The 23,388-nt window shown below is 55.7% G+C and carries 19 protein-coding genes; 15 read left to right on the top strand and 4 right to left on the bottom strand.

All coding sequences use genetic code 11. From position 1 onward, the window contains the following. Positions 1-661 precede the first annotated feature (661 nt). The 4 genes from LQ229_RS14580 to LQ229_RS14565 all read left to right on the top strand — a co-directional run bounded on the left by LQ229_RS14580 (position 662) and on the right by LQ229_RS14565 (position 3,377). Positions 662-1,642, top strand: coding sequence for a DoxX-like family protein (locus tag LQ229_RS14580; protein ID WP_216536438.1), 981 nt, complete (start codon positions 662-664; stop codon positions 1,640-1,642). Next, entirely contained in the window at positions 1,626-2,303 is a 678-nt protein-coding gene (locus LQ229_RS14575) for a DUF4166 domain-containing protein (RefSeq protein WP_216536439.1), read from the top strand. The genes LQ229_RS14580 and LQ229_RS14575 overlap by 17 nt, the downstream gene beginning before the upstream one ends. A gap of 25 nt (positions 2,304-2,328) precedes the next feature. Continuing rightward, positions 2,329-2,748 carry a thiol-disulfide oxidoreductase DCC family protein gene (locus LQ229_RS14570; protein WP_216536518.1) on the top strand — a complete coding sequence of 140 codons (420 nt, stop codon included), beginning with the start codon at positions 2,329-2,331 and terminating at the stop codon, positions 2,746-2,748. Between the two features lie 77 nt (positions 2,749-2,825). Continuing rightward, a complete protein-coding gene (locus LQ229_RS14565; protein WP_216536440.1) occupies positions 2,826-3,377 on the top strand; it encodes a DUF1697 domain-containing protein in 552 nt (183 codons plus the stop codon). A gap of 71 nt (positions 3,378-3,448) precedes the next feature. Here the strand turns inward: LQ229_RS14565 and LQ229_RS14560 are convergent, their stop codons facing one another. From LQ229_RS14560 to LQ229_RS14550, 3 genes are all read right to left on the bottom strand, one after another. Further along, on the bottom strand, positions 3,449-4,552 hold the full coding sequence (locus LQ229_RS14560) for a nitric oxide synthase oxygenase (RefSeq protein ID WP_253297893.1): 1,104 nt from the start codon (positions 4,550-4,552) through the stop codon (positions 3,449-3,451). Positions 4,553-4,666: 114 nt separating this feature from the next. Further along, on the bottom strand, positions 4,667-5,656 hold the full coding sequence (locus tag LQ229_RS14555; RefSeq protein ID WP_216536441.1) for an electron transfer flavoprotein subunit alpha/FixB family protein: 990 nt from the start codon (positions 5,654-5,656) through the stop codon (positions 4,667-4,669). 31 nt (positions 5,657-5,687) lie between these two features. Continuing rightward, positions 5,688-6,464 carry an electron transfer flavoprotein subunit beta/FixA family protein gene (locus LQ229_RS14550; RefSeq protein WP_216536442.1) on the bottom strand — a complete coding sequence of 259 codons (777 nt, stop codon included), beginning with the start codon at positions 6,462-6,464 and terminating at the stop codon, positions 5,688-5,690. Positions 6,465-6,646: 182 nt separating this feature from the next. Here LQ229_RS14550 and LQ229_RS14545 point away from each other — a divergent pair, with 182 nt between their 5' ends. The 7 genes from LQ229_RS14545 (at position 6,647) to mgrA (ending at position 17,588) form a co-directional block, all read left to right on the top strand. Further along, positions 6,647-8,878, top strand: coding sequence for a (Fe-S)-binding protein (locus LQ229_RS14545; protein ID WP_230192128.1), 2,232 nt, complete (start codon positions 6,647-6,649; stop codon positions 8,876-8,878). Then, positions 8,875-11,262, top strand: coding sequence for a 3-hydroxyacyl-CoA dehydrogenase/enoyl-CoA hydratase family protein (locus tag LQ229_RS14540; RefSeq protein ID WP_216536444.1), 2,388 nt, complete (start codon positions 8,875-8,877; stop codon positions 11,260-11,262). The genes LQ229_RS14545 and LQ229_RS14540 overlap by 4 nt, the downstream gene beginning before the upstream one ends. Before the next feature lie 67 nt (positions 11,263-11,329). Further along, positions 11,330-12,511 carry an acetyl-CoA C-acyltransferase gene (locus LQ229_RS14535; protein ID WP_216536520.1) on the top strand — a complete coding sequence of 394 codons (1,182 nt, stop codon included), beginning with the start codon at positions 11,330-11,332 and terminating at the stop codon, positions 12,509-12,511. Between the two features lie 20 nt (positions 12,512-12,531). Next, the gene (locus LQ229_RS14530) at positions 12,532-14,313 is read left to right on the top strand and encodes an acyl-CoA dehydrogenase family protein (RefSeq protein WP_216536445.1); all 1,782 of its coding nucleotides are present in this window, start codon (positions 12,532-12,534) and stop codon (positions 14,311-14,313) included. Positions 14,314-14,355: 42 nt separating this feature from the next. Continuing rightward, on the top strand, positions 14,356-16,032 hold the full coding sequence (locus LQ229_RS14525; protein WP_216536446.1) for a long-chain fatty acid--CoA ligase: 1,677 nt from the start codon (positions 14,356-14,358) through the stop codon (positions 16,030-16,032). Positions 16,033-16,107: 75 nt separating this feature from the next. Continuing rightward, a complete protein-coding gene (locus LQ229_RS14520; RefSeq protein ID WP_230192127.1) occupies positions 16,108-16,524 on the top strand; it encodes a PaaI family thioesterase in 417 nt (138 codons plus the stop codon). Between the two features lie 77 nt (positions 16,525-16,601). Continuing rightward, positions 16,602-17,588: an L-glyceraldehyde 3-phosphate reductase gene (gene mgrA / locus LQ229_RS14515; protein WP_216536448.1), complete on the top strand. Its 987-nt coding sequence runs from the start codon at positions 16,602-16,604 to the stop codon at positions 17,586-17,588. A gap of 100 nt (positions 17,589-17,688) precedes the next feature. On the opposite strand, the gene LQ229_RS14510 is transcribed toward mgrA, so the two are convergent. Beyond that, the gene (locus LQ229_RS14510; RefSeq protein ID WP_230192126.1) at positions 17,689-18,864 is read right to left on the bottom strand and encodes an ROK family transcriptional regulator; all 1,176 of its coding nucleotides are present in this window, start codon (positions 18,862-18,864) and stop codon (positions 17,689-17,691) included. A gap of 175 nt (positions 18,865-19,039) precedes the next feature. Here LQ229_RS14510 and xylA point away from each other — a divergent pair, with 175 nt between their 5' ends. From xylA to LQ229_RS14490, 4 genes are all read left to right on the top strand, one after another. Next, on the top strand, positions 19,040-20,353 hold the full coding sequence (xylA, locus tag LQ229_RS14505) for a xylose isomerase (protein WP_230192125.1): 1,314 nt from the start codon (positions 19,040-19,042) through the stop codon (positions 20,351-20,353). Positions 20,354-20,357: 4 nt separating this feature from the next. Beyond that, positions 20,358-21,866, top strand: coding sequence for a xylulokinase (xylB, locus tag LQ229_RS14500; RefSeq protein WP_230192124.1), 1,509 nt, complete (start codon positions 20,358-20,360; stop codon positions 21,864-21,866). A gap of 106 nt (positions 21,867-21,972) precedes the next feature. After that, positions 21,973-22,392, top strand: a complete 420-nt coding sequence (locus tag LQ229_RS14495; RefSeq protein WP_216536452.1) for a hypothetical protein — start codon at positions 21,973-21,975, stop codon at positions 22,390-22,392. Between the two features lie 494 nt (positions 22,393-22,886). Next, entirely contained in the window at positions 22,887-23,348 is a 462-nt protein-coding gene (locus LQ229_RS14490) for a hypothetical protein (protein ID WP_230192123.1), read from the top strand. Positions 23,349-23,388 lie beyond the last annotated feature (40 nt).

Genomic DNA, 23,388 nt, shown 5'->3' with positions numbered 1-23,388 from the left:
GTACATTGTACAACATGTCGGCCCGATCCGACCTTGAACCCCGGCCTATGCTGCACTTTATGCAACATACTAACCGGTCATCGCAGTCCCGACTCTGCCGTGACACCCGCTGGAGGTACTACGTTTCTGCGGCGGGGTGTGAGTAAATAGTGATGCGTCGGGTGTGGGCGGGGTGTGAGTAAATAGGAATGCGTCGGGTGTGCGTCTGGTGCGAGTGAACAGGAATGCGTCGGGGTGTGCATCGGGCGCGAGTGAATAGGGAGGCACCGGCCTGCGTTAGAGGCTGGTATGTTGTATTTTCTACATCATACCAGCCCCTTTTTCTGGAGCGATTGCACTATGTTGTAGTTTATACAACATACAGAGGGGTGATAGGCCGTTTTCAGCCGATTTTGTACGTTTATGCTGTACATTGTACAACATGTCGGCCCGATCCGACCTTGAACCCCGGCCTATGCTGCACTTTATGCAACATACTAACCGGTCATCGCAGTCCCGACTCTGCCGTGACACCCGCTGGAGGTACTACGTTTCGTAGTACCTCTATTTGTTGTTGTACTACGAAAGTTGGAACTGCCGCATGGCGAACTGCACGGCTACAATGGAGTTGAATAGGACGGAGGATCGGGAAGAAGGCTTCCGAAAAAGAGGGGGGTTAGCGATGCCGAAAAACAAACCGGTATATGTAGAGCTGGATATGGCCGCAGACATGGAAACGTTATGGAAGTATACGCAGCATCCGGAGGAACACGAGAAATGGGATTTGCGTTTCACGGAAATTTCATACCTCCCCCGCGGGTACGGGGAGGAAGTTCAGCGGTTCAAGTATGCGACCCGAATCGGGTTTGGCCTATACATTAGCGGGACGGGCGAAACGGCGGCAACGGTTCGGCGCGCTTCCGGAGAGCGCACGTCCGTCTTGAAGTTCGGCTCGGACCATCCGCTCTCCCTCATTCGGACCGGAGGCGGGTATTGGAGATATGTGCCGCATGCGTCAGGCGTAACGTTTATTACAAAATACGACTATCAAACGCGATTCGGCCCCTTCGGGCGTTGGTTCGACCGGCTGTTGTTCCGGCCGCTGATCGGCTGGGCGACGGCTTGGAGCTTTGACAGGCTTCGGTTATGGATCGAACGGGACAGGCATCCGGCCGTTTCGTTCACTATGACATGGATTCATTATTTCGCCGTTTTGTTGACATCGCTTATTTGGGGATACGGCGGACTGGTGCCGAAAATATGGTTCGCCCATGCCGGGGAATTGGCTATTTTGCAAGGTTTGGGCATATTTCACGGTTGGGAGCGGCCCGTATTGTTCGCGCTAGGCGTTCTGGAAATCGCGTTTGCGGCGGCCGTTTGGATATGGCACCGCTCCGCCGCCGTATACTGGCTGAATATGGCGCTCGTTGCCGCACTAACCGCGGGCGCGGCGCTCGGGCAAGCCGATGTGTTGATCGCTCCGTTCAGCCCGGCCGTGTTATGCGCCGCGACGATCGGGCTCGGCTGCATCGCCTGGGGAACGGCGAAAGATTTGCCCAACGCCGGCAATTGCCTGCGTAAAGCGCCAAGTTCGCGGCGAGCATCGGGCGATCCGGCTGCAAAGGAAGGAATAAGGGGGAATTCGAATGCCGTCGATCTATGAAAAAGCGTTAGGTTCGGACTTCGCGAATTTGCATCCGCAAATCCGGAAGCGTTTCGGATTCGCGAGCGGGGACAAGATCGCCTCTGTCGGATATGGTATGATGGAGAAAATCTATTTTGCCAAGCTGGCCGCATTGCCGCTCTATATCGGGACGAGCCGGAACATTATGTTTCCGCAGGGAGGAAGGAATATCCCGTTTACGATCGAAAATTACGCGTATGTAGACCGTTTCGGACGGGAGACCGTCACATGGATCCGCAAATTCAAGTTTCCGCGCGCCATACGCCGATTCGATGCGACGATGATCTATAGCGAGCAGAGGCAGGGAATCGTCGATTACCTGGGCGATCGGCAGCATTTGGCCGTCGATATCGACATGAAGGTCGGCGCGAACGGCGGGATCCGCATCCGTTCGGGAGAACAGCGGTTCTACGAGCATGCGCTGGGGTTCCGATTCCCGATGATGTTCTCCGGCATCGCGAACGTATGCGAATGGTACGACGACGCGCTGCAAAAATATAAAATCGAGGTGGAAGTTACGAATCGGCTGATCGGCACCGTATTTGCCTATAACGGAACGTTTGCCGCCGAATGCGTGCCGTTCGATCGCAGCCGAATTCCGCTGGACGCTTTGCCGTTACGGGAAGAAAGGCGGGAGTAGTTGATCCGAAAGGAGGGGACATATGATGAACCGCAAAAGCCGGAGCGAGAACGTCATTTTATTCGATGGGGTATGTCATTTATGCAACGGTATCGTTCGCTTTGTCATCCGGCGCGATCCGCATGCGCGATTCAAATTCGCTCCGCTGCAATCGGAAGCGGCGGTGCGGTACTTGCGACGGCAAGGGATAGAGGCGGTCGGCAGCCGTCTCGAATCGTTCCTTCTCATTCAAGACGGGCAAATATACGAAAAATCGAGCGCGGCGTTACGCGTCTGCAAGCAACTGAACGGATTGTGGCCGCTCCTCTACGCGTTCATATTCGTCCCTCTCCCGCTGCGAAATTTCGTTTATGGCATTATCGCCAAAAACCGGTACCGCTGGTTCGGACGGCGGGAACAATGCATGATGCCGCCCCCCGATATCCGATCCCGCTTTCTGGAGTAAAGCTTGACAGACGATATTGCGTATCCTTTATAGTAGAAACTAATCAATATATGTAGTCGTGGAAAAGGGGGATCCTGGTGATCTATATCGCATTGCTTCGGGGGATCAACGTTGGCGGAAACAATAAAATCGATATGAAGCTGCTGAAACAAGCTTTTGAACAGGCAGGGATGAACAACGTAAAAACGTATATCAATTCGGGCAATATCATTTTTACGGACAACAGCCATTCCAAAGCGGAACTTCCGCGTATTTTGGAAGAGGCCATCCTTGCAAGCTTCGGATTGCAAATCAAAGTCGTCGTCCGCAGTTTCGACGATATGCAAAAAGTAATAAGCTCGCTTCCGGATTCTTGGACCAACGACGATCGGATGAAAAGCGATGTCATGTTTCTATGGGAAGAGGTCGACAACGAGTCGGTGCTCGATAAGCTCCTCATCAAACCGGACATTGATACGGTAATTTACGTTGCCGGGGCGATTCTCTGGTCGGTTGACAGAAAAAACGCCGCCAAAAGCGGCATGCAGAAACTTCCCGGCTCGAAACTATATCAAAACATGACGATCAGGAATGTCAATACAACGCGCAAAGTATACGAACTGATGCAGGCTCAGGCTGCCGCGGAGTAAGGCGTGACCGGATCGGAGACCTGCCCAAAGAATTCATACAGCGGACAGGCCCGCAAGAAACGGATTCCCGTTCAGTCTCGCGCGTACGGAGCTTGTTGATAATGGAAATTCGGACTCATTTCGGTATTGTCGTAACTCCGGTGAAAAATATGCGTCGCCGCCGGCGAGAGCGGCGGGATCAGCCAGGTCCAGTTGCCGGTCAGCGGCCGGCCGGCTCTTCGTTCTTGTTCCTCGAACGTTTTGAATTGCTGTGCCGCCGTATGATGATCGACGATGCCGACTCCCGCTTTTTTAAAGGAGTGGAGTACGGCGATATTCAATTCGACGAGCGCTCTATCCTTCCAAAGCGTAGCGTTCGCGGCCGGGGCGAGTCCCATGCGATGCGCCAATGTCGGCAGCATATTGTAGCGTGCGGCGTCCGCCAAGTTGCGCGCGCCGATCTCCGTTCCCATATACCATCCGTTAAAAGGAGCGGCGGTATAGGAAATGCCGCCGATCTCCAGCCGCATATCCGAAATAAGCGGGACGGCGTACCATTTCAAGTCCAACTCGGGAAACCATTCGAACTCGGGATGGGACAACGGAACTTCCTTGACGATGGCGGGAGGGATCTCGAAAAGCTTCGGCGAATTGGAACCGGCCGTAACGACGAGAGGCAGCACGTCGAATGGGGTTCTCTTTCCGCTCCAGCCGAGCGACTCGCAAACCTTCGTGAACGGAATGGAATGCGGATCGCCGATGACGCCTTGTTCCGTTTCGTACCCGGCATACCGGATGAGCTGATGGTTCCAAATGCGGACCTGATCCCTCCCATGGCCCGCCGCGGCGAATACCGTGATCGCCGGCCGGATTTTGCCGTCATTCGTTGCAAATTCAATATGCCGGATCAATGCCTCGTAAATTTGTTCTTCGGTATCGATGTCCCTGGCGTCGAATACATGCAAAGACGGCCAGAAGAGGCGCCCGATGCATCGATTGCTGTTGCGCCACGCCATTTTTGCGCCGTACTCCAATTCTTCGAACGTATGTCTGTAGAAATTCGTCTCCTCGATTTCGCGGGCAATTTGCTCCAATCGATCCGCGGTTTCCTTTTCGTCTTTACCAAGCTCGCGGTAGCACTTTGCAATAAATTGCGAAGCCGCAGAATATAGCGGATGTTCTGTCTGTATCGTCATGGATTGCGTATCCCTTCCTCCGGATGTTTATGCTCTTAGGTTATCATAGGAGAGGGACGACAGGAGTGTCGGAAAAAGGAACTTTGCAAAAGAAAGGCCAACATGGTGCGGCGTTTATTTGCCGAGCGCCCGGCGGAATTCTTGCGTAAGCAGCGGCACGACTTCGAACAGATCGCCGACGATGCCGTAATCGGCCACTTTGAAGATCGGCGCTTCAGGATCGGTATTGATGGCGATAATGACTCGCGATCCGCTCATCCCGGCCAAATGCTGGATGGCGCCGCTGATGCCGCAGGCGATATAAATTTCCGGCGTCACCATTTTGCCGGTTTGTCCGATTTGCAAGCCGTAATCGCAGTACCCCGCATCGCATGCGCCGCGCGAAGCTCCGACGGCGCCGCCGAGCGCCTCGGCCAGCTCTTCGAGCGGCTTGAACCCTTCCGCGCTCTTGACGCCCCTTCCCCCGGACACGATAAATTTCGCTTCCGCCAAATCCGTTTTGCCGGCCGTTTTTTTCACGACTTCACGCACCAACGTCCGCAAGGCGGGCGCTCCGTATCCCACTTCGATCATTTCCTTGAGCCGGCCCGGATCCGGTTCCGCCAGAGGGAGATTGTTCGGACGGATCGTCACGACCTGTATTCCTCCGCCGCTCGCGAACCGTTTCTTCTCGAACGCTTTGCCTGCGTATATGGGCCGGGTGAACAGCAGCGCATCCCCCTCTTGATCGATGGCTGTGACGTCCGCGATTTGTCCTGCGTCGAGCGCGGAGGCGAGCCATGGCGCCAGGTCGCGTCCGATCGACGTATGTCCCAGGATAATCATGCCCGGGTTGGCCTCCTTGACGACTTGCAGCAGTGCGGCGCCGTAAGCTTCCGCGCGATAATGCGCCAAGTCCGGATGATCGACGACATAAATGCGCTCGGCGCCGTAAGCGGCAAGGTCGTCGGTGGCCGCAAGCAAGCCTTCGCCGCGGCCGACGACTGCGGCGGCGACGATATCGCCCGGCGCGGCGCATCTTCCCGCTGCGCTTAACGCTTCCAAAGAAACTTGCCGCAGCTTGCCGTCCCGAATTTCGGCGACGACCAGATATACGTTGCTCATCGTACATTCCTCCCTTGAATACGAATCGGAATCATTGCAATGCCTTCGCTTCTTCGCGCAGCAGCCGCACCAATTGCTGCGCTTGATCGGCGGGCTCGCCCGTCAAACGCTTGCCCGCTTTGCGCGGGGGGGGCAGGAACAATGCGGTGCGTTCCGTTCTCGCGCTGACCGCTTCCGCCGTCAAACCTTCCAAATCGTCCAGCGTCAGCCGCTGGAGCGGTTTTTTCTTGGCCTTCATAATGCCGGGCAAGGAGGGATAGCGCGGCTCGTTCAATCCTTGCTGCGCCGTAATCAGCGCCGGCAGCGCCGTTTCCACGATTTCCACGTCGCCCTCGGCGTCGCGGTGTGCGACCGTCTTGCCGTCCTCCGCAATATCTAGTTTTATGACGGCGGCGATATGGGGAAGCCCTAAACGCTGGGCCAGCCGTACGGCAACTTGTCCCGCGCCGTTATCGACGGAGAAGTTGCCGCCCAGAACGAGCTCCGGGTTCCGTCCGGACAGAAACGCTGCAAGCGCCTCCGCGACGGCGTATTCATCCGCTCCAATGCGGCTGTCCGTGATCAGGACGGCTTCATCCGCTCCCATCGCGAGCGCGGTCCGCAAAGCTTCGGCGTATCGCTCGGGCCCGACGGAAACGACCGTCACTTTGCCGCCGTGCCGCTCGCTAATTCGAAGCGCCTCCTCCACGGCATATTCGTCATACGGATTGATGACGAACTTCGCGCCCTCTTCCACGATCTCCCCTTCATGGACGGCGACTTTTTCCTCGGTGTCAAACGTTTGCTTCAGCAAAACATAAATGTTCATCCGACCCGGCTCCTTTCGTTAACCGTTTGTGCTTGTTTGAATTAACCATTGTTAAACTCTATGTCGGTTTTCCCGTTTCCATGAAGAAAGAAACTCATTTTTGCCAACACAAGGACATATCCATAAACTAGGATGGCTGCGGCATCATCTGGTTATATTTTCCAAACGGAAGGATGGGATCGATGATTGAAACGCTGATTCGCATCGTACTATTCGTACTAATTGCCGGATATGCGATCGTTTTATTTGTCCAAGCGGTACAACGCCGTTACCGGTACGTCAAGCTCGGCCAATCCGTTTGGGGGGGAGGAGCAGGGGAGACGAAGGAGGGCGCGAGGAGCGCCGGATTTGCCGCGCAGACGTTCGGACAGACAAAGCTGTTGAAGGATCCGAAAAGCGGCGCGATGCATGCGATCATTTTCTACGGCTTCATCATCGTTCAGTTCGGCGCGCTCGATCTTATCGTCAAAGGGTTGGCCGGACGGGGAATACCGTGGTTCGACGCCGCTTGGTTCAGCCTGTCGCAAGAGGTTACGGCGGCGCTTGTCGTCTTGGCGATCGGATACGCCGCATTCAGGCGGTACGGCGAAAATTTGAAGCGTTTAAAAAAGGGGTGGAAGCCCGGCATCGTCGTATTTTTCATCGTTTTCCTCATGCTGTCCGTCCTGTTCGCGCTCGCGTTCGAGCGGGCGAGGGAGGGAATGGAATTTTCCCCCTTCGCGCCGTTATCGTCGCTTATTGCCGCCATGTTCGGGGGCTTGTCTTATAGCGCCGCGTCCGTCCTGTTTGAAATCGCGTGGTGGATTCATCTTTTGCTGCTTCTCGCATTTTTGGTGTACGTTCCGCAATCGAAGCATTTCCACATTATCGTGGCGCCGATCAACATTTGGCTGCGGCGGACCGATTCTCCGGGCCGATTGAGCAAGCTCGATCTCGAGGACGAGAATGCCGAATCGTTTGGCGTTCACAAGATCGAAGATTTCACGCAGAAACAGATGATCGATTTCTACGCCTGCGTGGAATGCGGCCGCTGCACGAATGTGTGCCCCGCTTCGAATACGGGCAAGCTGCTGTCGCCGATGCATCTCATTACGAAGCTGCGCGATCATTTGACGGAGAAAGGGGCGGCGCTGACGTCAAAGTCGCCTTGGGTGCCCGAATTCGCCTTCGCGGACGGGGGCGTACACCGGATGGGCGATCCCAAAGAAGCTTTCGGAGCGTGGGACGGCGGAGCGGTGACGGATATCGGCCCGACGATGCAGGCGCAAACGATGCTTTGGTCTGCCGCTGCCGCCGGCAAATCGGCAGAGCAGATCGAATTGATCGGCGATGTCATTACGGAAGAAGAGATTTGGGCATGCACGACATGCCGCAATTGCGAAGATCAATGCCCGGTCGATAACGAGCATGTCGATAAGATCGTCGATTTGCGCCGCCATCTTGTGTTGATGCAGGGCAGCTTGCCGCATGACGGCCAGCGGGCGCTGCAAAATATCGAGCGCCAAGGAAATCCTTGGGGCATAAGCCGCGCGGACCGCGCGAAATGGATCGGCGAATTGGCGGCGTACGGGGACGTCGAAGCCGGAGGCGATCAGGCGGATCGAACGAAACGGGTGCCGACCGTCAAGGAAAATCCCGACTTTGAATTTTTGTATTTTGTCGGTTCGATGGGGGCGTACGACAATCGCAGCAAAAAGATTACGCATTCCTTCGTTCGTTTGCTGCAGGAAGCGGGCGTCAACTTCGCCGTGCTGGGCAATGAAGAGAAAAATTCCGGCGATACGCCGCGGCGTATGGGCAACGAATTTCTGTTTCAGCAGCTTTGCGCGGAAAATATTGCGATGTTTGAAAAATACGGCGTAACCAAAATCGTAACCGCATGCCCCCATACGTACAACACGTTGAAGAACGAATACCCCGACTTCGGACTGCAGGCGGAAGTGCTGCATCATACCGAACTGCTCGATCGGCTCGTGCGGGAAGGAAGGCTGGTCCCGAAGTACGAGGTGAAGGAACGAATCACGTATCATGATTCTTGTTATCTCGGCCGTTATAACGGCGTGTACGATCCGCCGCGCCGAATATTGCAGGCTATTCCGGGCGTGGAGCTTGCCGAGATGGAGCGTGCGCGCGAGAACGGGATGTGCTGCGGGGCGGGCGGCGGCAGAATGTGGATGGAAGAAACGGCGGGCAAACGGGTCAATCTGGCGCGAACGGAGCAAGCGTTGGCAGTTCGGCCGACGATGATCGGATCGGCTTGTCCGTATTGCTTAACGATGTTGGAGGACGGAACGAAGATGAAGGAAGTTGAAAATGAAGTCAAAGCGCGGGACGTTGCGGAAATTTTGGCGCTATCGGTGTTTGGCGGCGATGTTGCGGCGCGGGAAACGAAAGGGGAGGCATCCGTACAATGAAAACGATCCGTAAAGCTGCCGTAATCGGTTCCGGTGTCATGGGATCGGGCATTGCGGCTCATTTGGCCAATGTAGGCATATCATGTTTGCTGCTCGATATCGTGCCGGCGGAGCAGGGGAAGGAGGATTCCGCGAACGATCCGAAGGAGCGCAGCCGCTTGGCGGCGGGCGCGATTGAAAGGGTAAAGAAAGCACACCCGTCGCCGCTGTACGACTTATCGTTCGCGCAGCGTATAACCCCCGGGAATATCGAGGACCATTTCGAACAGCTTAGGCAGGTTGACTGGATTATCGAGGCGATTACGGAAAATTTGCAGCTAAAAAAAGAATTGTACGCGCGCATCGAGCAGGTATGGACGCCCGGCACGATCGTTAGCTCCAATACGTCCGGCATTTCGATTCGCGAGATGGCGGCCGATTGCGGCGTGGAGTTCCGCAAGCATTTTCTGGGGACGCATTTCTTCAACCCGCCGCGGTATATGAAATTGCTCGAAGTGATACCGGGCCCGGATACGCTCCCGGACATCGTCAACGGCATGGTCGATTTTTGCGGGAAACGGCTTGGCAAAGGGGTCGTCGTTGCCAAAGATACGCCGAATTTCGTCGCGAACCGCATCGGTACATACGGATTGCTCGTGACGCTGCAGGAAATGGAGCGGGGAGGATACAGCGTCGAAGAGGTCGATGCCGCGACCGGTCCCGCGATTGGCCATCCGAAGAGCGCGACGTTCCGTACCCTCGACCTCGTCGGGCTGGATACGTTCGTGCATGTGGCCCGCAACGTGTATGACAATATTCCGGCGGAGGCCGCGGAGGAAAAGGCGGTTTTTGCCGCACCTCCGTTATTGGAGCGGCTGGCGGCGAACGGCTGGATCGGCGAAAAAGCGGGGCAAGGATTTTATAAAAAAATAAAGACGCCCGGCAAAGGATCGGACATTTTGGCGCTGCGGCCGGAGACGATGGAATATGCGCCGAGAAGCAACATCTCTTCGGCTTCGCTTACGGCGGCGAAAGCGGCGAAAGGGGCGCCGGCGAAGCTGCAGGCGTTTCTATCTACGCCGGATCGCTATTCGGAGCTGGCATGGAATATTTTGAAGCGGGTGCTCGTCTATGCGGCGGATAAATTGGGCGAGATCGCCGACACGGTCGCGGATATCGATTTGGCGATGAAATGGGGTTTCAACTGGCAGTTGGGCCCGTTCGAAACATGGGACGCGATCGGCGTGCGGCAATCGGTGGCGAAGATGGAGAGCGAAGGGATGAACGTTCCGGCTTGGGTGAAGGAATGGCTTGCCGCCGGTCATGAGACGTTCTATGAAGAGCGAAACGATATGCGGTTCTATGTGCATCGAAACGAATATAAAGGGATGGAGACGAAGCCGGAGTCGATATCGCTTGCTGCGCTGAAACGGCAAAACAAAACGATTCGCTCGAATCCCGGCGCGAGCCTGATCGATTTGGGCGACGATGTCGCTTGCCTGGAATTTCATTCGCCGAATAATGCAATCGGCGCGGACATATTGACGATGATTCAGCAGAGCGTCGAAGAGGTGCGGCAGCGTTACCGCGGTCTTGTCATCGCGAACGAAGGGCGCCATTTCTGCGTCGGCGCCAATTTGATGCTGCTGCTGATGGAAGCCCAGGACGGAGAATGGGAGGAAGTCGACGCCATTATCCGCTTGTTCCAGAATACGATGATGGACTTGAAACGGCTGGAGAAGCCGGTCGTCGCCGCCCCGCACAGCATGACGCTGGGAGGCGGCGTGGAAGCGTGCATGCCGGCGGACCGGATTTATTACGCTGCGGAAACGTATTTCGGCCTGGTCGAGACGGGCGTCGGTTTGATTCCGGCGGGCGGGGGCTGCAAGGAGATGGCGCTGCGCGCAAGCCGCTTGGCGGCCGGTACGGAAGCGGATGTACAGCCGTACCTGAACAAGACGTTCGAGACGATCGCGCTTGCGAAGGTATCGACAAGCGGCTTCGACACGGCGAACCTCGGCTATATGCGGCCGCATGATCGGGTGATCGTGAACGCGGATCATCGGATTTACGAAGCGAAGCTGGCGGTGTTGGAGATGGACCGCGCCGGATATGCGCATCCGTCCGAAGAGAAAATCCGCGTCGCCGGCGAGGACGGCAAGGCGGTCATGCAGCTCGGGGCGCTTGCGATGCGCCAAGGCGGTTATATCAGCGATCACGATCTGCTGATCGCCGGCAAGCTGGCGCATGTGCTGGCGGGCGGCAATGCGCCGGCAGGCGCGCTCGTGTCGGAGCAGTATATGCTCGATTTGGAGCGCGAGGCGTTTCTCAGCCTGACCGGGGAGCCGAAGACGCAGCAGCGGATGCAGCATATGCTGATGACCGGCAAGCCGCTGCGCAATTAGCGGCACGGTTGGAAATGAAACGAGGGGCAAACTAGTGGAGGTGAATTTCGTGCGGAACCAAGAGACGTTGCAAGAAGCGGTCATCGTTTCCGTCGCCCGTACGGCGGTCGGGAAAGCGAAGAAAGGAAATCTGGCGCAAACGCGCGCGGAAGATTTGGGAAAGGCGGTGCTGAACGCCGTCATCGAACGCGCGCCGGGACTGGCGAAGGAGGATGTGGAAGACGTCCTGATCGGCTGCGCGATGCCGGAAGGCGAGCAAGGCTTGAACTTCGCCCGCATTATGGCGCTGTACGCCGGTTTCCCCGCGACGGTCCCGGCGGCGACGATCAATCGTTTCTGCGCCTCCGGCTTGCAGGCGATCGCATTCGCCGCGGAACGAGTCATGCTCGGCCATGCCGATACGATTGTCGCGGGCGGGGTCGAGAGCATGAGCCATGTGCCGATGACCGGTTTCAAGCCGGCGCCGCACCCGCAAATCGTCGCCGGGATGCCGGAAGTGTACATGGGCATGGGGCATACGGCGGAATTGGTGGCATCGCGTTTCGGCATCAGCCGCGAGGACCAGGACCGCTTCGCCGTGTCAAGCCATCGCAAGGCGGCGGCGGCGCTTGCCGCGGGCAAATTCAAGGACGAAATCGTCCCGGTGCAGACGAGCGTGAAAGGCGTCGACGAACAGGGCCGGTTATGGGAGAAGACGTTCGCTTTCGAGCAAGACGAAGGAGTGCGACCCGAGACGACGCTTGAGGCGCTTGCCAAGCTGAAGCCTTCCTTCGCGGCGGGCGGCACGGTGACGGCGGGCAACGCGTCGCAAATGAGCGACGGCGCCGCGGCCGCCGTCGTCATGAGCCGCGCCAAGGCGGAGCGGCTTGGCCTTGCGCCGCTCGCCACGTTCCGCGCCTTCGCGCTGGCGGGCGTCGCGCCCGAGGTGATGGGCATCGGCCCGGTCGAAGCGATCCCGAAGGCGCTCCGCCAAGCGGGGATGACGCTCGAACAGGTCGATCTGTTCGAAATTAACGAAGCGTTCGCTTCGCAATGCGTGCACATCATTCGCGCGCTGAACCTTGACGAAAGCAAAGTCAATGTCAACGGCGGGGCGATCGCGCTCGGGCATCCGCTCGGCTGTACGGGAGCGAAGCTGACGGCGAGCTTGATTCACGAACTGCGCCGCCGCGGCGGAGGCTTCGGGGTCGTATCGATGTGCATCGGCGGCGGAATGGGCGCGGCGGGCGTATTTGAAGTGCATGGATAACAGATAGGGGGAAGAAAAGGATGGACACACTGCATACGAAAATTGCCGGCGGAAGCTTCGTCATCGAGGATCTTGACGCGGACTTGCTCATGACGCCGGAAGATTTTACCGAAGAACAGCGGATGTTTGCGGAAACGACCAGGCAATTTATCGAAGGCGAAATATTGCCGCGCGACGAGCAAATCGAGAAGCTCGATTACGAGCTTACCGTTTCGCTGATGCGCAAAGCGGGCGAACTGGGACTGCTCGGCGCGGATGTGCCGGAACAGTTCGGCGGGCTCGGCTTGGACAAAGTCAGCTCGACGCTTATCAACGAAGTGCTGGCCGGCGCGTCTTCCTTCGCTCTGTCGGTCGGCGCCCATGTCGGCATCGGCACGCTGCCGATCGTCTTCTTCGGCACCCGGGAGCAGAAGAACAAATATTTGCCCGATCTCGCCACGGGAGCCAAAATCGCCGCCTACTGCCTGACCGAACCGACCTCCGGCTCGGATGCGCTCGGCGCCAAGACGACGGCGCGGTTGAGCGAGGACGGCAAGCACTACATTCTGAACGGCTCCAAAACGTTCATTACGAATGCCGGTTTTGCCGATTTGTTCATCGTGTACGCGAAGGTGGACGGCAAGCATTTCAGCGCGTTCATCGTGGAAAGGGATACGCCCGGCTTTACGGTTGGGCCGGAAGAGAAAAAGATGGGCATTAAAGGCTCTTCCACCTGTCCGCTCTTTTTCGAGGACGCCCGCATTCCCGCGGACCATTTGCTCGGCGAAGTCGGCAAAGGACATAAAATCGCCTTCAACATTTTGAATATCGGCCGCTTCAAGCTGGGCGCGGGTTGTTTAGGCGGCGCCAAGGAAGCGATCGCTCTCGCGTCGCAATACGCCAATACCCGCACGCAATTCGGCAAGCCGCTATCTTCCTTTCCGCTGATCGGGCAGAAGCTGGCCGAGATGAACATGATCACTTATGTGCTTGAGAGCATGGTTTACCGCACTTCCGGCCTGATCGACATGATTCTGAAGCATATCGATCATACGAGCCCGGACGCGGGCGCGCATTCCGCCAAAGGCATCTCGGAATATGCGCTCGAATGCTCGATTAATAAAGTGTTCGCCAGCGAAGCGCTCGATTTCGTGGCCGATGAAGGGGTGCAAATCCACGGCGGGTACGGCTTCATTCAGGAATACAAAATCGAGCGCATCTACCGCGATTCGCGCATTAACCGCATTTTTGAAGGAACGAATGAAATCAACCGTCTGCTCGTGCCAGGCACGCTGCTCAAAAAGGCGCTAAAGGGAGAACTGCCGCTCATGGAAAAATTGCAGGCGCTCCAATCCGAACTGCTGCAGCTCGTTCCCGGGCAGACGTTCGAAGGCGCGTTGGAACAAGAAACGCATTCCCTGTCCATGGCCAAAAAGATCTTCTTGATGATTGGCGGCCTCGCCGTGCAGAAGTATCAGGCGAACATCGAAGAGGAACAAGAAATGTTGAGCCATTTGGCGGATATGATGATTCAAATTTACGCCATGGAAAGCGCGCTCGTCCGGACGAAAAAGATGATCGGGCGCGTTGGCGAAACGAAAGCGCGGCATGCGATGCAAATGACGCAAGTATTCGTTCATGAAGCGTTCGAGCGGATCGAGTCGATTGCGAAACGTTCGCTGGCGGCATTGGAATCGGGCGATACGCTGCGTACGCAGTTGTCGATCCTGAAGAAACTGGCCCGTTCCGTACCGGTCGACACGGTGCGGTTAAAGAGAGAAATCGCGGCTCGCGTCATCGAGGGAGAGAAATATACCGTGTAATCGCAAGAACGAAAACCTGCCGGAAGGAGATGGAAACCGTCCATGAGTTCCTCCATGATTTGGTTGCGTCATTATCCGCAAGAGGTAGCAGAGACTTACGATTATCCGGAGCATAACATCGCCGAGTTTCTTATCGAGTCGGCCAGGCGATTTCCCGACAATACCGCGCTTTATTTCATGGGCAAACGTATGACGTACCGCGAATTGCTGCACGCTTCCTATCAATTCGCGAACGCGCTGCGGTCGCTTGGCGTCGAGGCGGGGGAGCGGGTGGCGATTATGCTGCCGAACTGCCCGCAAACGGTGATCGCTTATTTCGGCGCATTGATGAACGGTTCGATCGTCGTTCAGACGAATCCGCTTTACATGGAAAGCGAATTAAGGCAGCAAATGGCCGATTCCGGAGCGATCGCCATCGTGACGCTCGATTTTATGCATAAACGGGTGTTGAATATTCAATCGAAGACCGATCTGCGGCATGTCATCGTCACTTCGATGAAAGATTATTTGCCGTTTCCGAAAAACGTTTTGTATCCGATCAAAGCAAAAAAAGACGGCCTCGATTTGTCGGTTCAATACGTTGACGGCGTACGATCGTTCACGAAGCTGTTGTCCGCCGCGCCGGCGACGCCGGTATGCGCGGAAGTGAACGCCCGCGAAGATACGGCCGTTCTCCAGTATACGGGCGGGACGACAGGCGTTCCGAAAGGAGCGATGCTGACGCACTATAATTTGATCGTCAATACGTTGCAGGTCAATCATTGGTTTTACCGGTCGGACGCGGGCAAGGAGAGGTATTTGGCGGCATTGCCGTGTTTTCACGTATTCGGTTTGACCGTGCTGCTCAATCAATGCATGTATGCGGCGGGCATGTTAATTTTGCTGCCGAGATTCGAGGTCGCGCAAGTGCTGGAAACGATCGACAAAATGCGGCCGACCATTTTCCCCGGCGCGCCGACGATGTATATCGCGCTCATTCATCATCCCGATATTCGGAAATACGATTTATCCTCGATCAAAGCTTGCGTTAGCGGCTCGGCCCCTCTGCCCGTCGAGGTGCAGGACCGGTTCGAGGCGTTATCGGGCGGACGGCTGATCGAAGGGTACGGGCTAACGGAAGCGTCGCCGGTCACGCATGCGAATACGGTATGGGAAAAAAGGAAAATCGGCACGATCGGCATCCCTTTCCCCGACACGGAGGCGATGATTGTCGATCCGGAAACGGGCGAAGAGCTGCCGATCGGCGAAATCGGAGAATTGGCGGTCAAAGGCCCGCAAGTAATGAAAGGATATTGGAACAGGCCGGAAGAGACGTCGATCGTGCTGAAGAACGGTTGGCTGTATACGGGGGATATGGGGACGATGGATGAGGACGGATTCTTCGCGATCGTCGACCGGAAGAAGGATGTCATCATTGCCGGAGGGTTTAAAATTTACCCGCGCGAAGTCGAAGAGGTGCTGTTCGAGCATCCGGCGATTAAGGAAGCCGCCGTGGCCGGCGTTCCCGACGAGTATCGCGGCGAAACGGTGAAAGCCTATATCGTGTTGAAGGAAGGGGCGGCGCTGAGCGAGCGGGAGCTTGACGTTTGGTGCCGCGAACGGCTCGCCGCGTATAAGGTGCCGCGGAAAGTGGAGTTTCGCGAATCGCTTCCGAAAACGATTATCGGCAAAGTGCTGCGCCGCAAGCTGTTGGAGGAAGAATTGAACGGAACGAAGTAACGGCATGCAAGGCCTCCGGGTCGGGGCGAGGCTGAAAAGGAAGGCGCTTATGGCCGATAGGAGGTGTTTCGCCACATGACGAACAACGAGGACAGACTCGCATATATGAGCCGAATGGCAGAAGCCGCCGAGAGAACCTTCTGGGGCTATCTCGGCTGCCGCATCGAAGAGTTGAACGATCGTACCGTGACGATTAGCCTTGAGGCCGAATCCCATCATTTGAACCTGATCGGCATCGTGCATGGAGGCGTGCTGTCGTCGCTGCTGGACAATGCGATGGGGCTTGCGGTGCTTGCGGCCAGGCCGGAAGAGAAGACTGTCACGACCAATTTGAACGTCAATTTCGTCGCGCCGCTGCATGTCGGCAAACTGCTCGTGGAGGCGCAAATCGTGCATCAATCGCGCAAAATGATTACCGTGTCCGGCCGCATCTTAGGCGGGGAGGGGAACCTTGGCACGATCGGCACGGGAACGTTTCGGGTAATCGATTGACTTTCGTTTCCCAACCTTTTAGTATTTGAATTGTACATATATGGTTCCATTTACAATCATAACAGGAGGTTTGGAACATGGGATATGAGGCGAATCCGGAAAGATACGGTACGATGCGGTACAATCGCTGCGGCAAATCGGGGTTGAAGCTGCCGGCGATTTCACTCGGTTTATGGCATAACTTCGGCGGGGTCGACACGTTCGAGAACGGGCGAGCGATGCTGCGCGCGGCGTTCGATTTGGGCATTACCCACTTCGATTTGGCCAACAATTACGGGCCGCCCCCGGGCTCGGCGGAAGAAATGTTCGGCGCGATGTTGAAGAAGGATTTCGCTCCTTACCGCGACCAGATGATCATTTCCACCAAAGCGGGATTTTATATGTGGGAAGGGCCATACGGCGAATGGGGCTCGAAGAAAAATTTGACCGCCAGCCTCGACCAGAGCTTGAAGCGGATGGGACTGGATTATGTCGATATTTTCTACTCGCATCGGCCGGATCCGGATACACCGCTGGAAGAGACGATGGGCGCGTTGGACCAGGCGGTGCGGCAAGGGAAAGCGTTATATGTCGGCATCTCCAACTATAACGCGGAACAAACGGCGGAAGCGGTGCGCATTTTGAAGGAATTGGGAACGCCGCTATTGATCCATCAGCCGTCCTATTCCTTGCTGAACCGTTGGATCGAAGACGGATTGCAAGACGTTCTGGAGGAGAACGGCGTGGGCAGTATCGCCTTTTGCCCGCTTGCGCAAGGACTTCTGACGGATAAATATTTGAACGGCATCCCGAAAGACTCGCGCGCCGCCAGAAACGGTTTCTTGAAGGAGAAAGACATTACCGAGGAGGTCGTCGCCAAAGCGGTCAAACTGCAGGGGATCGCCGCACGCCGCGGACAATCGCTTGCGCAAATGGCGCTTGCCTGGGTGCTGCGCGGAGGACGCGTCACATCGGCCTTGATCGGCGCCAGTCGCGTTAGTCAAATCGAAGAGAACGTGGCCGCACTAAACAATCTCCATTTCGACGAAGAGGAACTGCGCGAGATCGACGATATACTGAAATAAGCGGCTCGAGTACGGGAACGAAAAACCATCGCTCTTGCAGACGAGACCGGAGCCCGCTGTTTGGCGGATGCCTCGGTTCGCTGCGGGCGATGGTTTTTGTTTATTGGACGACGACTTTGATGCCTGCGAGGAAACCGGCGACGGCAAAGTCCGCCGCGCCCAAGGCGCAGGAGCGGACGCCCAGCCGCGAAAAATCGAGCGCCGCATGCCGGCGGTGGAAAGGAAGCGCTCTTTCGTCCAGCGCGTTTTGAATGGCGGGGCGCAGCCAGCGTTCGGCTTTTGTCATGCGGTTGCCGACGATAATGAGTTCCGGATTGAACGTATTGACGATATTGGCGATTCCGATGCCAAGGTACGTTCCGATATGCTCAAATAGCTCGATCGCGGCCGCGCCGCCTTGTTCCGCCTTACGGAGAAGGGCGTCGAGATTCGCGTCTTCGGGTACGGCGAGACGCTCTTCGGCAAGCTCGAGCAAAGCGGATTCGGAGGCATAGAGCTCCCAACAGCCGCGGTTGCCGCAAGTGCACGGCTTGCCGAACGCTTCGATCGTCATATGCCCCATTTCGCCGGAGAAACCGCTGGCCCCCCGAAACAAAGCGCCGTTGATGATCGTTCCGGTCCCGATCCCCGTTCCGACGCTGATATATACGAGGTTGGCGGCATCTTTGCCGACCCCCGCCTTTTTCTCGCCGATCGCGCCCGCATTCGCTTCATTGTCGACATAAACCGGGTAAGGAAAATGGACTTCCAATTCCTTCTTTACGTTGGCGTCGCTCCACTTCAAATGCGGAGCGAACAGGACGGTACCCTCTTCGTCTACGATCCCCGGAACGCCGATGCCGATTCCGACGATGCCGTGCGGGCTCGGAGGCGCCTGCCGCATCATGGCTTCAATCGCCGCTTTTAATTGCTTCATCGCCGCAGGGAACGACTTGCTCGCCAAAGCTTCCAGCGATTCTTGCACGATTTCGCCATGCAGGTTGGTGAGGACGGTCAAAATATAATCGACGCCCAGATCTACGCCGATCGCATAGCCGGCTTCTTTGTTGAAAAGCAGCATGACCGGTCTCCGGCCGCCGCTCGATTCCCCCGTTCCGATCTCATAAACCAAATGGTTCTCAATCAGTTCGTTCACCAGATTAGAGACGGTACCTTTATTCAATTTCGTCATTTCCGCCACTTTGGCGCGGGATAGAGGGGCGTGACGGTTGATCGTCTCGAGGACGAGCGATGTATTTATTTTTTTTACCAAATGTTGATCTCCGGTCGTTTTCATGGAGCAGCCTCTTTCGAAAAAAGATGCGTTCATTCTATCATGAATCCATCTCGTTTGGAAACTTAGTTTATTCATTGCACAAACTAAGTATAGCATGTTATGATAGCGATATCAACGGCAAAGCGTTCGCGGTTGTCGGTCCGGGCGCTTGACCAAACGATGAGGAGGAACCGAAATGTCATACTTCAAAAACGTGCAACCGATTCAATTTGAAGGAAAGGATTCGACGAATCCGCTGGCATTCAAGCATTACAATCCGCGGGAAGTAGTCGCGGGCAAAACGATGGAGGAGCATTTGCGCTTCGCCGTCGCTTATTGGCATACGTTTACGGCGAACGGAACCGATCCGTTCGGTGCCGGCACGTTTGTAAGAGATTGGGACCGTTATCAAGGCATGGATTTGGCGAAGGCGAGAGTGGAGGCGAACTTCGAGTTCGTCGAAAAATTGGGCGTCCCTTATTTTTGCTTCCATGACAGGGATATCGCTCCGGAAGGCGATACGCTGCAAGAAACGAACGCCAATCTGGACGCGATCGTCGGCATGATGAAAGATTACATGAAAACGAGCAAGGTAAAGCTGTTGTGGAACACCGCGAATATGTTTACGAATCCGCGCTTTGTGCACGGGGCCGGTACGGCTTGCAATGCCGATGTCTATGCGTACGCCGCCGCGCAAGTGAAGAAGGGCCTTGAAGTGGGCAAGGAGCTTGGCGCCGAAAACTATGTGTTCTGGGGCGGACGCGAAGGGTATGAGACGCTCCTGAACACCGATATGAAGCTGGAGCTCGACAATTTGGCGCATCTATACCGGATGGCGATCGATTACGCGCAAGAAATCGGTTTCGACGCGCAATTTTTGATCGAACCGAAGCCGAAAGAACCGACCAAACATCAATACGACACCGATGCGGCGACGACGATCGCATTTTTGCAAACGTACGGATTGAAGGATCATTTCAAATTGAATTTGGAAGCGAACCATGCGACGCTGGCCGGGCATACGTTCGAGCATGAGCTGCGGGTGGCGCGCATTAACGGCGTGCTCGGATCGCTCGACGCCAACCAGGGCGACCTGCTGCTCGGCTGGGATACCGACGAATTCCCGACAGATTTGTATTCGGCGACGTTAACGATGTACGAAGTGCTTCAAAACGGCGGATTAGGCCGGGGCGGCGTAAATTTTGACGCGAAGGTGAGACGGGGCTCCTTCGAAGCGGAAGACCTGTTCCATGCGCATATTGCCGGTATGGACACGTTTGCGAAAGGCTTGAAAACGGCGGCCAAGCTGATCGAAGACCGCGTGTTCGAAGACGCGATCGACAGCCGTTACGCAAGCTTTACAGAGGGCATCGGCTTGGAAGTGGTTTCGGGCAAGGCGACGCTTCGTTCGCTGGAAGCGTATGCGCTGCACAACCATCCGATCCGCAACGTATCGGGCCGTCAAGAAGTGCTGCGCGCGACATTGAACCGTTATCTGCTGTCGGAGTAAGGCTATGACGAAGGATAGATATGTTATCGGAGTGGATCTGGGAACGAGCGCAGTCAAAGCGCTTCTCGTAGACCAGGAAGGGAAAGTGCGCGGGGAAGTTTCGAAATCGTATCCTTTGCTGCATGAAAAATCGGGCTATAGCGAGCAAATCCCGGAGCATTGGGTAGAACAAACGGTCGAGGCCTTGCGCGAATTGGCGCAGTCGCTCGGTTCCGGGGCGGAACGGATTGAAGGAATCAGTTTTTCCGGCCAAATGCATGGGCTTGTTTTGCTGGATCGGGAAGGGCGCGTGCTGCGCAACGCGATTTTGTGGAACGATTCCCGCACGACGGAGCAATGCCGTCACATCGAGCGGATGCTTGGCGAACGTTTGCTGGAGGTGACGCGCAACCGCGCGCTCGAAGGTTTTACGCTGCCGAAGCTGCTATGGGTTCGGCAGCATGAGCCGGAGATCTATGCACAGGCTGACGTATTTCTGCTGCCGAAAGATTATTTGCGTTACCGCCTGACGGGCGAGCTCCATATGGATTATTCCGACGCGGCGGGCACATTGCTGCTTGACGTGCGGGGCAAAGCGTGGAGCGCGGACGTTTGCGAAGCTTGCGGCATCGATCCGCGCATTTGTCCGCCGCTTGCGGAATCCGCCGCATTGGTCGGGACGCTGCTGCCTTATATCGCGGAGCGGACCGGGCTTTCCCCCGCGGTGAAAGTGTTCGCCGGCGGGGCGGACAACGCGTGCGGCGCGATCGGCGCCGGCGTGCTGTCGCTCGGGGTGGCGATGTGCAGCATCGGCACGTCCGGCGTCGTCCTCGCGTACGAAGAGGAGAAAGACCGCGATTTTGCCGGCAAGCTGCATTTTTTCAACCATGGCGAGCGGGAAGCTTTCTATGTGATGGGCGTAACGTTGGCGGCGGGCTACAGCCTGGAATGGTGGAGGTCGGTATGCGGCGGGGCCGGCGAATCGTTCGACGAGCTTTTGTCCGGCGTTGGGAACGTTCCGATCGGCTCGAACGGATTGTTGTTCACGCCGTACTTGGTCGGGGAACGCACGCCGCATGCGGACGGGGTTATTCGCGCCAGCTTTATCGGGCTCGACGGCTCGCACGGCCGGGACGACATGTCGCGCGCGGTGATGGAGGGCATCACGTTCTCCTTGAACGAGTCGGTGCAAATGCTGCGGGAGCGGGGCAAGTCGCTGCATTCGATCGTATCGATCGGCGGCGGGGCGAAGAACGACGTATGGCTGCAAATGCAAGCCGACGTATTCAATGCGACGATCGTGACGCTCGAGAACGAGCAAGGGCCGGGGCTTGGCGCGGCAATGCTGGCTGCGGTCGGCTGCGGCTGGTTTGCGAATCTCGCGGAATGCGCCGCAGCATTCGTGAAGCAAGGGCGCCGTTTTGAGCCGAATGCTGCGGCGGCGGAGCAATACAGCCGTTTATTCGACGTATACCGGCAAGTGTACGCGGCGACGAAAACGTTAAACGAGCGTTTGGCGCCGTTCAGGCCGTAATCGGCTTGTTCGTCCGGTTAAAATTTTATGTTTCATTAAGCTTGTTTTAAGGTTTGCTGAACATACTAATAAGGCAGTCCAAAAAATGTATGAGGAGGCAAACTTTATGAACAAGTGGTTGCAAAGGATCGTCTTGCCGGCCGTATTGGCGTTGGCGATTCCTTTTAGCGCATATGCCGACAACGCGGCGCCTGCCCAAACCGTCGATCCGGCAGATAAAGGCGCAAAGGCGCAGGAGGAACGCGGCTGTCACGGGGATTGCAAAAAGAAATTCCGCATGCGATGGATCGCGAGCCCCGAACTGCTCGGCGTGTTGAAGCTGGACGAGAAAACGCTGTTCGAAAAAATGAAGAGCGGAAAGACGCTGGCCGAAATCGCCAAAGAGCAGGGCGTTTCGCGGGACGTCTTGAAAAAAACGCTCCTGGAATCGCATCGCAAGCATATGCAGGAACGGATGGCCAAGTTCGAGCAAAATATCGACAATATGATCGATATGAAGCCGCATATTCGCGAACCTAAGCGGTAAATGTCGTTGTGACACTATGCGGCGAAAAATGCAGCCTCGATCTCTGCGGAGATAGGGCTGCATTTTCGTTGGTTCCGCTGCTTTTTAGGGAATGCCGAGTGTCCGAGTCCTGCTTGGGGAGGCGGTTCCTTATGGTGATTTAAGGAGGTAACGATCATGGCCACCCCACCATCCAATACCGGATATGCGATAGTTGCAAAAATTAAATTAAACGATAGATCTAGATTACTTGCCAAGGTGACATAAAGTGTTTCAGGTTCTATTTGTTAGTGAATGCAAAGCGGTTGTATGAACAGTTTGCAATTCAACAGGAGAAGTATTGAGGGAAAAATCTAGTTTGTACGATACTAAAGAGAGTTATCATTTGTCTTGTCGCTCTTCCTATTTACAAAATTAGACAAATAGTACATTTTACCTATATACTTCCAAGTAAATATTGGTAGAGTTTGGGGTGAGGGCGGCCGCCTCAAAATAATAAGAAGGGTGGAAGATTCATGAAAAGAATTCTCTCTTTACTTCTTGTTGCCGTCTGCTTGGTTGCGTTGTCGTCGTCTGCGTTCACGAATAAGGGTGAAATAACCCCAACTGCTATTGGCATTGGGGATACTAAAGAAACTGCTCTAACAATTATTCCAGGGCAGGATTTCAAGTTATTCATTCAAAACGATCAGGATGAAGATTGGTTTACATGGACAAATAATACAGGTGGGACTAAGTTTTTTTCGGCACATATATTGGGCAACGATGCAACAAAACTTCGCTTAGGAATGGAAATTGACTATCATAATGGGAGAGAATCAGAAGTTTATGCAAAAACTCGAACAAATAGTAATTATCTTTCGGTGCCTAATATAGTGATTCCTAATGGAACAACGGTATATGTTGTAGTAGATTCACCTAATAATGTTATGGCTCAATATGAGACTGTTTTTCGTGTGTATGATTATGATCTTTAATGAAACTGATAACCAAAGCGCCTTCGGGCGCTTTTTCTAT

The sequence above is a fragment of the Paenibacillus sp. CECT 9249 genome (genome assembly GCF_918697855.1).
In the GTDB taxonomy this organism is placed as follows: domain Bacteria; phylum Bacillota; class Bacilli; order Paenibacillales; family Paenibacillaceae; genus MSJ-34.
Note: the sequence above shows the minus strand (reverse complement) of the source record. Positions and strands in the feature narration are given on the sequence as shown.

Excerpts from the sequence above, each read along its gene's own strand:
- LQ229_RS14520 (WP_230192127.1), top strand. The coding sequence starts at position 16,108 with ATGACGAACAACGAGGACAGACTCGCATATATGAGCCGAATGGCAGAA.
- LQ229_RS14555 (WP_216536441.1), bottom strand. The coding sequence starts at position 5,656 with ATGAGCAACGTATATCTGGTCGTCGCCGAAATTCGGGACGGCAAGCTG.
- LQ229_RS14530 (WP_216536445.1), top strand. The coding sequence starts at position 12,532 with ATGGACACACTGCATACGAAAATTGCCGGCGGAAGCTTCGTCATCGAG.
- LQ229_RS14575 (WP_216536439.1), top strand. The coding sequence starts at position 1,626 with ATGCCGTCGATCTATGAAAAAGCGTTAGGTTCGGACTTCGCGAATTTG.
- LQ229_RS14570 (WP_216536518.1), top strand. The coding sequence starts at position 2,329 with ATGAACCGCAAAAGCCGGAGCGAGAACGTCATTTTATTCGATGGGGTA.
- LQ229_RS14525 (WP_216536446.1), top strand. The coding sequence starts at position 14,356 with ATGAGTTCCTCCATGATTTGGTTGCGTCATTATCCGCAAGAGGTAGCA.
- LQ229_RS14560 (WP_253297893.1), bottom strand. The coding sequence starts at position 4,552 with ATGACGATACAGACAGAACATCCGCTATATTCTGCGGCTTCGCAATTT.
- LQ229_RS14540 (WP_216536444.1), top strand. The coding sequence starts at position 8,875 with ATGAAAACGATCCGTAAAGCTGCCGTAATCGGTTCCGGTGTCATGGGA.
- LQ229_RS14580 (WP_216536438.1), top strand. The coding sequence starts at position 662 with ATGCCGAAAAACAAACCGGTATATGTAGAGCTGGATATGGCCGCAGAC.
- xylB (WP_230192124.1), top strand. The coding sequence starts at position 20,358 with ATGACGAAGGATAGATATGTTATCGGAGTGGATCTGGGAACGAGCGCA.
- LQ229_RS14550 (WP_216536442.1), bottom strand. The coding sequence starts at position 6,464 with ATGAACATTTATGTTTTGCTGAAGCAAACGTTTGACACCGAGGAAAAA.
- LQ229_RS14545 (WP_230192128.1), top strand. The coding sequence starts at position 6,647 with ATGATTGAAACGCTGATTCGCATCGTACTATTCGTACTAATTGCCGGA.
- mgrA (WP_216536448.1), top strand. The coding sequence starts at position 16,602 with ATGGGATATGAGGCGAATCCGGAAAGATACGGTACGATGCGGTACAAT.
- xylA (WP_230192125.1), top strand. The coding sequence starts at position 19,040 with ATGTCATACTTCAAAAACGTGCAACCGATTCAATTTGAAGGAAAGGAT.
- LQ229_RS14495 (WP_216536452.1), top strand. The coding sequence starts at position 21,973 with ATGAACAAGTGGTTGCAAAGGATCGTCTTGCCGGCCGTATTGGCGTTG.
- LQ229_RS14490 (WP_230192123.1), top strand. The coding sequence starts at position 22,887 with ATGAAAAGAATTCTCTCTTTACTTCTTGTTGCCGTCTGCTTGGTTGCG.
- LQ229_RS14510 (WP_230192126.1), bottom strand. The coding sequence starts at position 18,864 with ATGAAAACGACCGGAGATCAACATTTGGTAAAAAAAATAAATACATCG.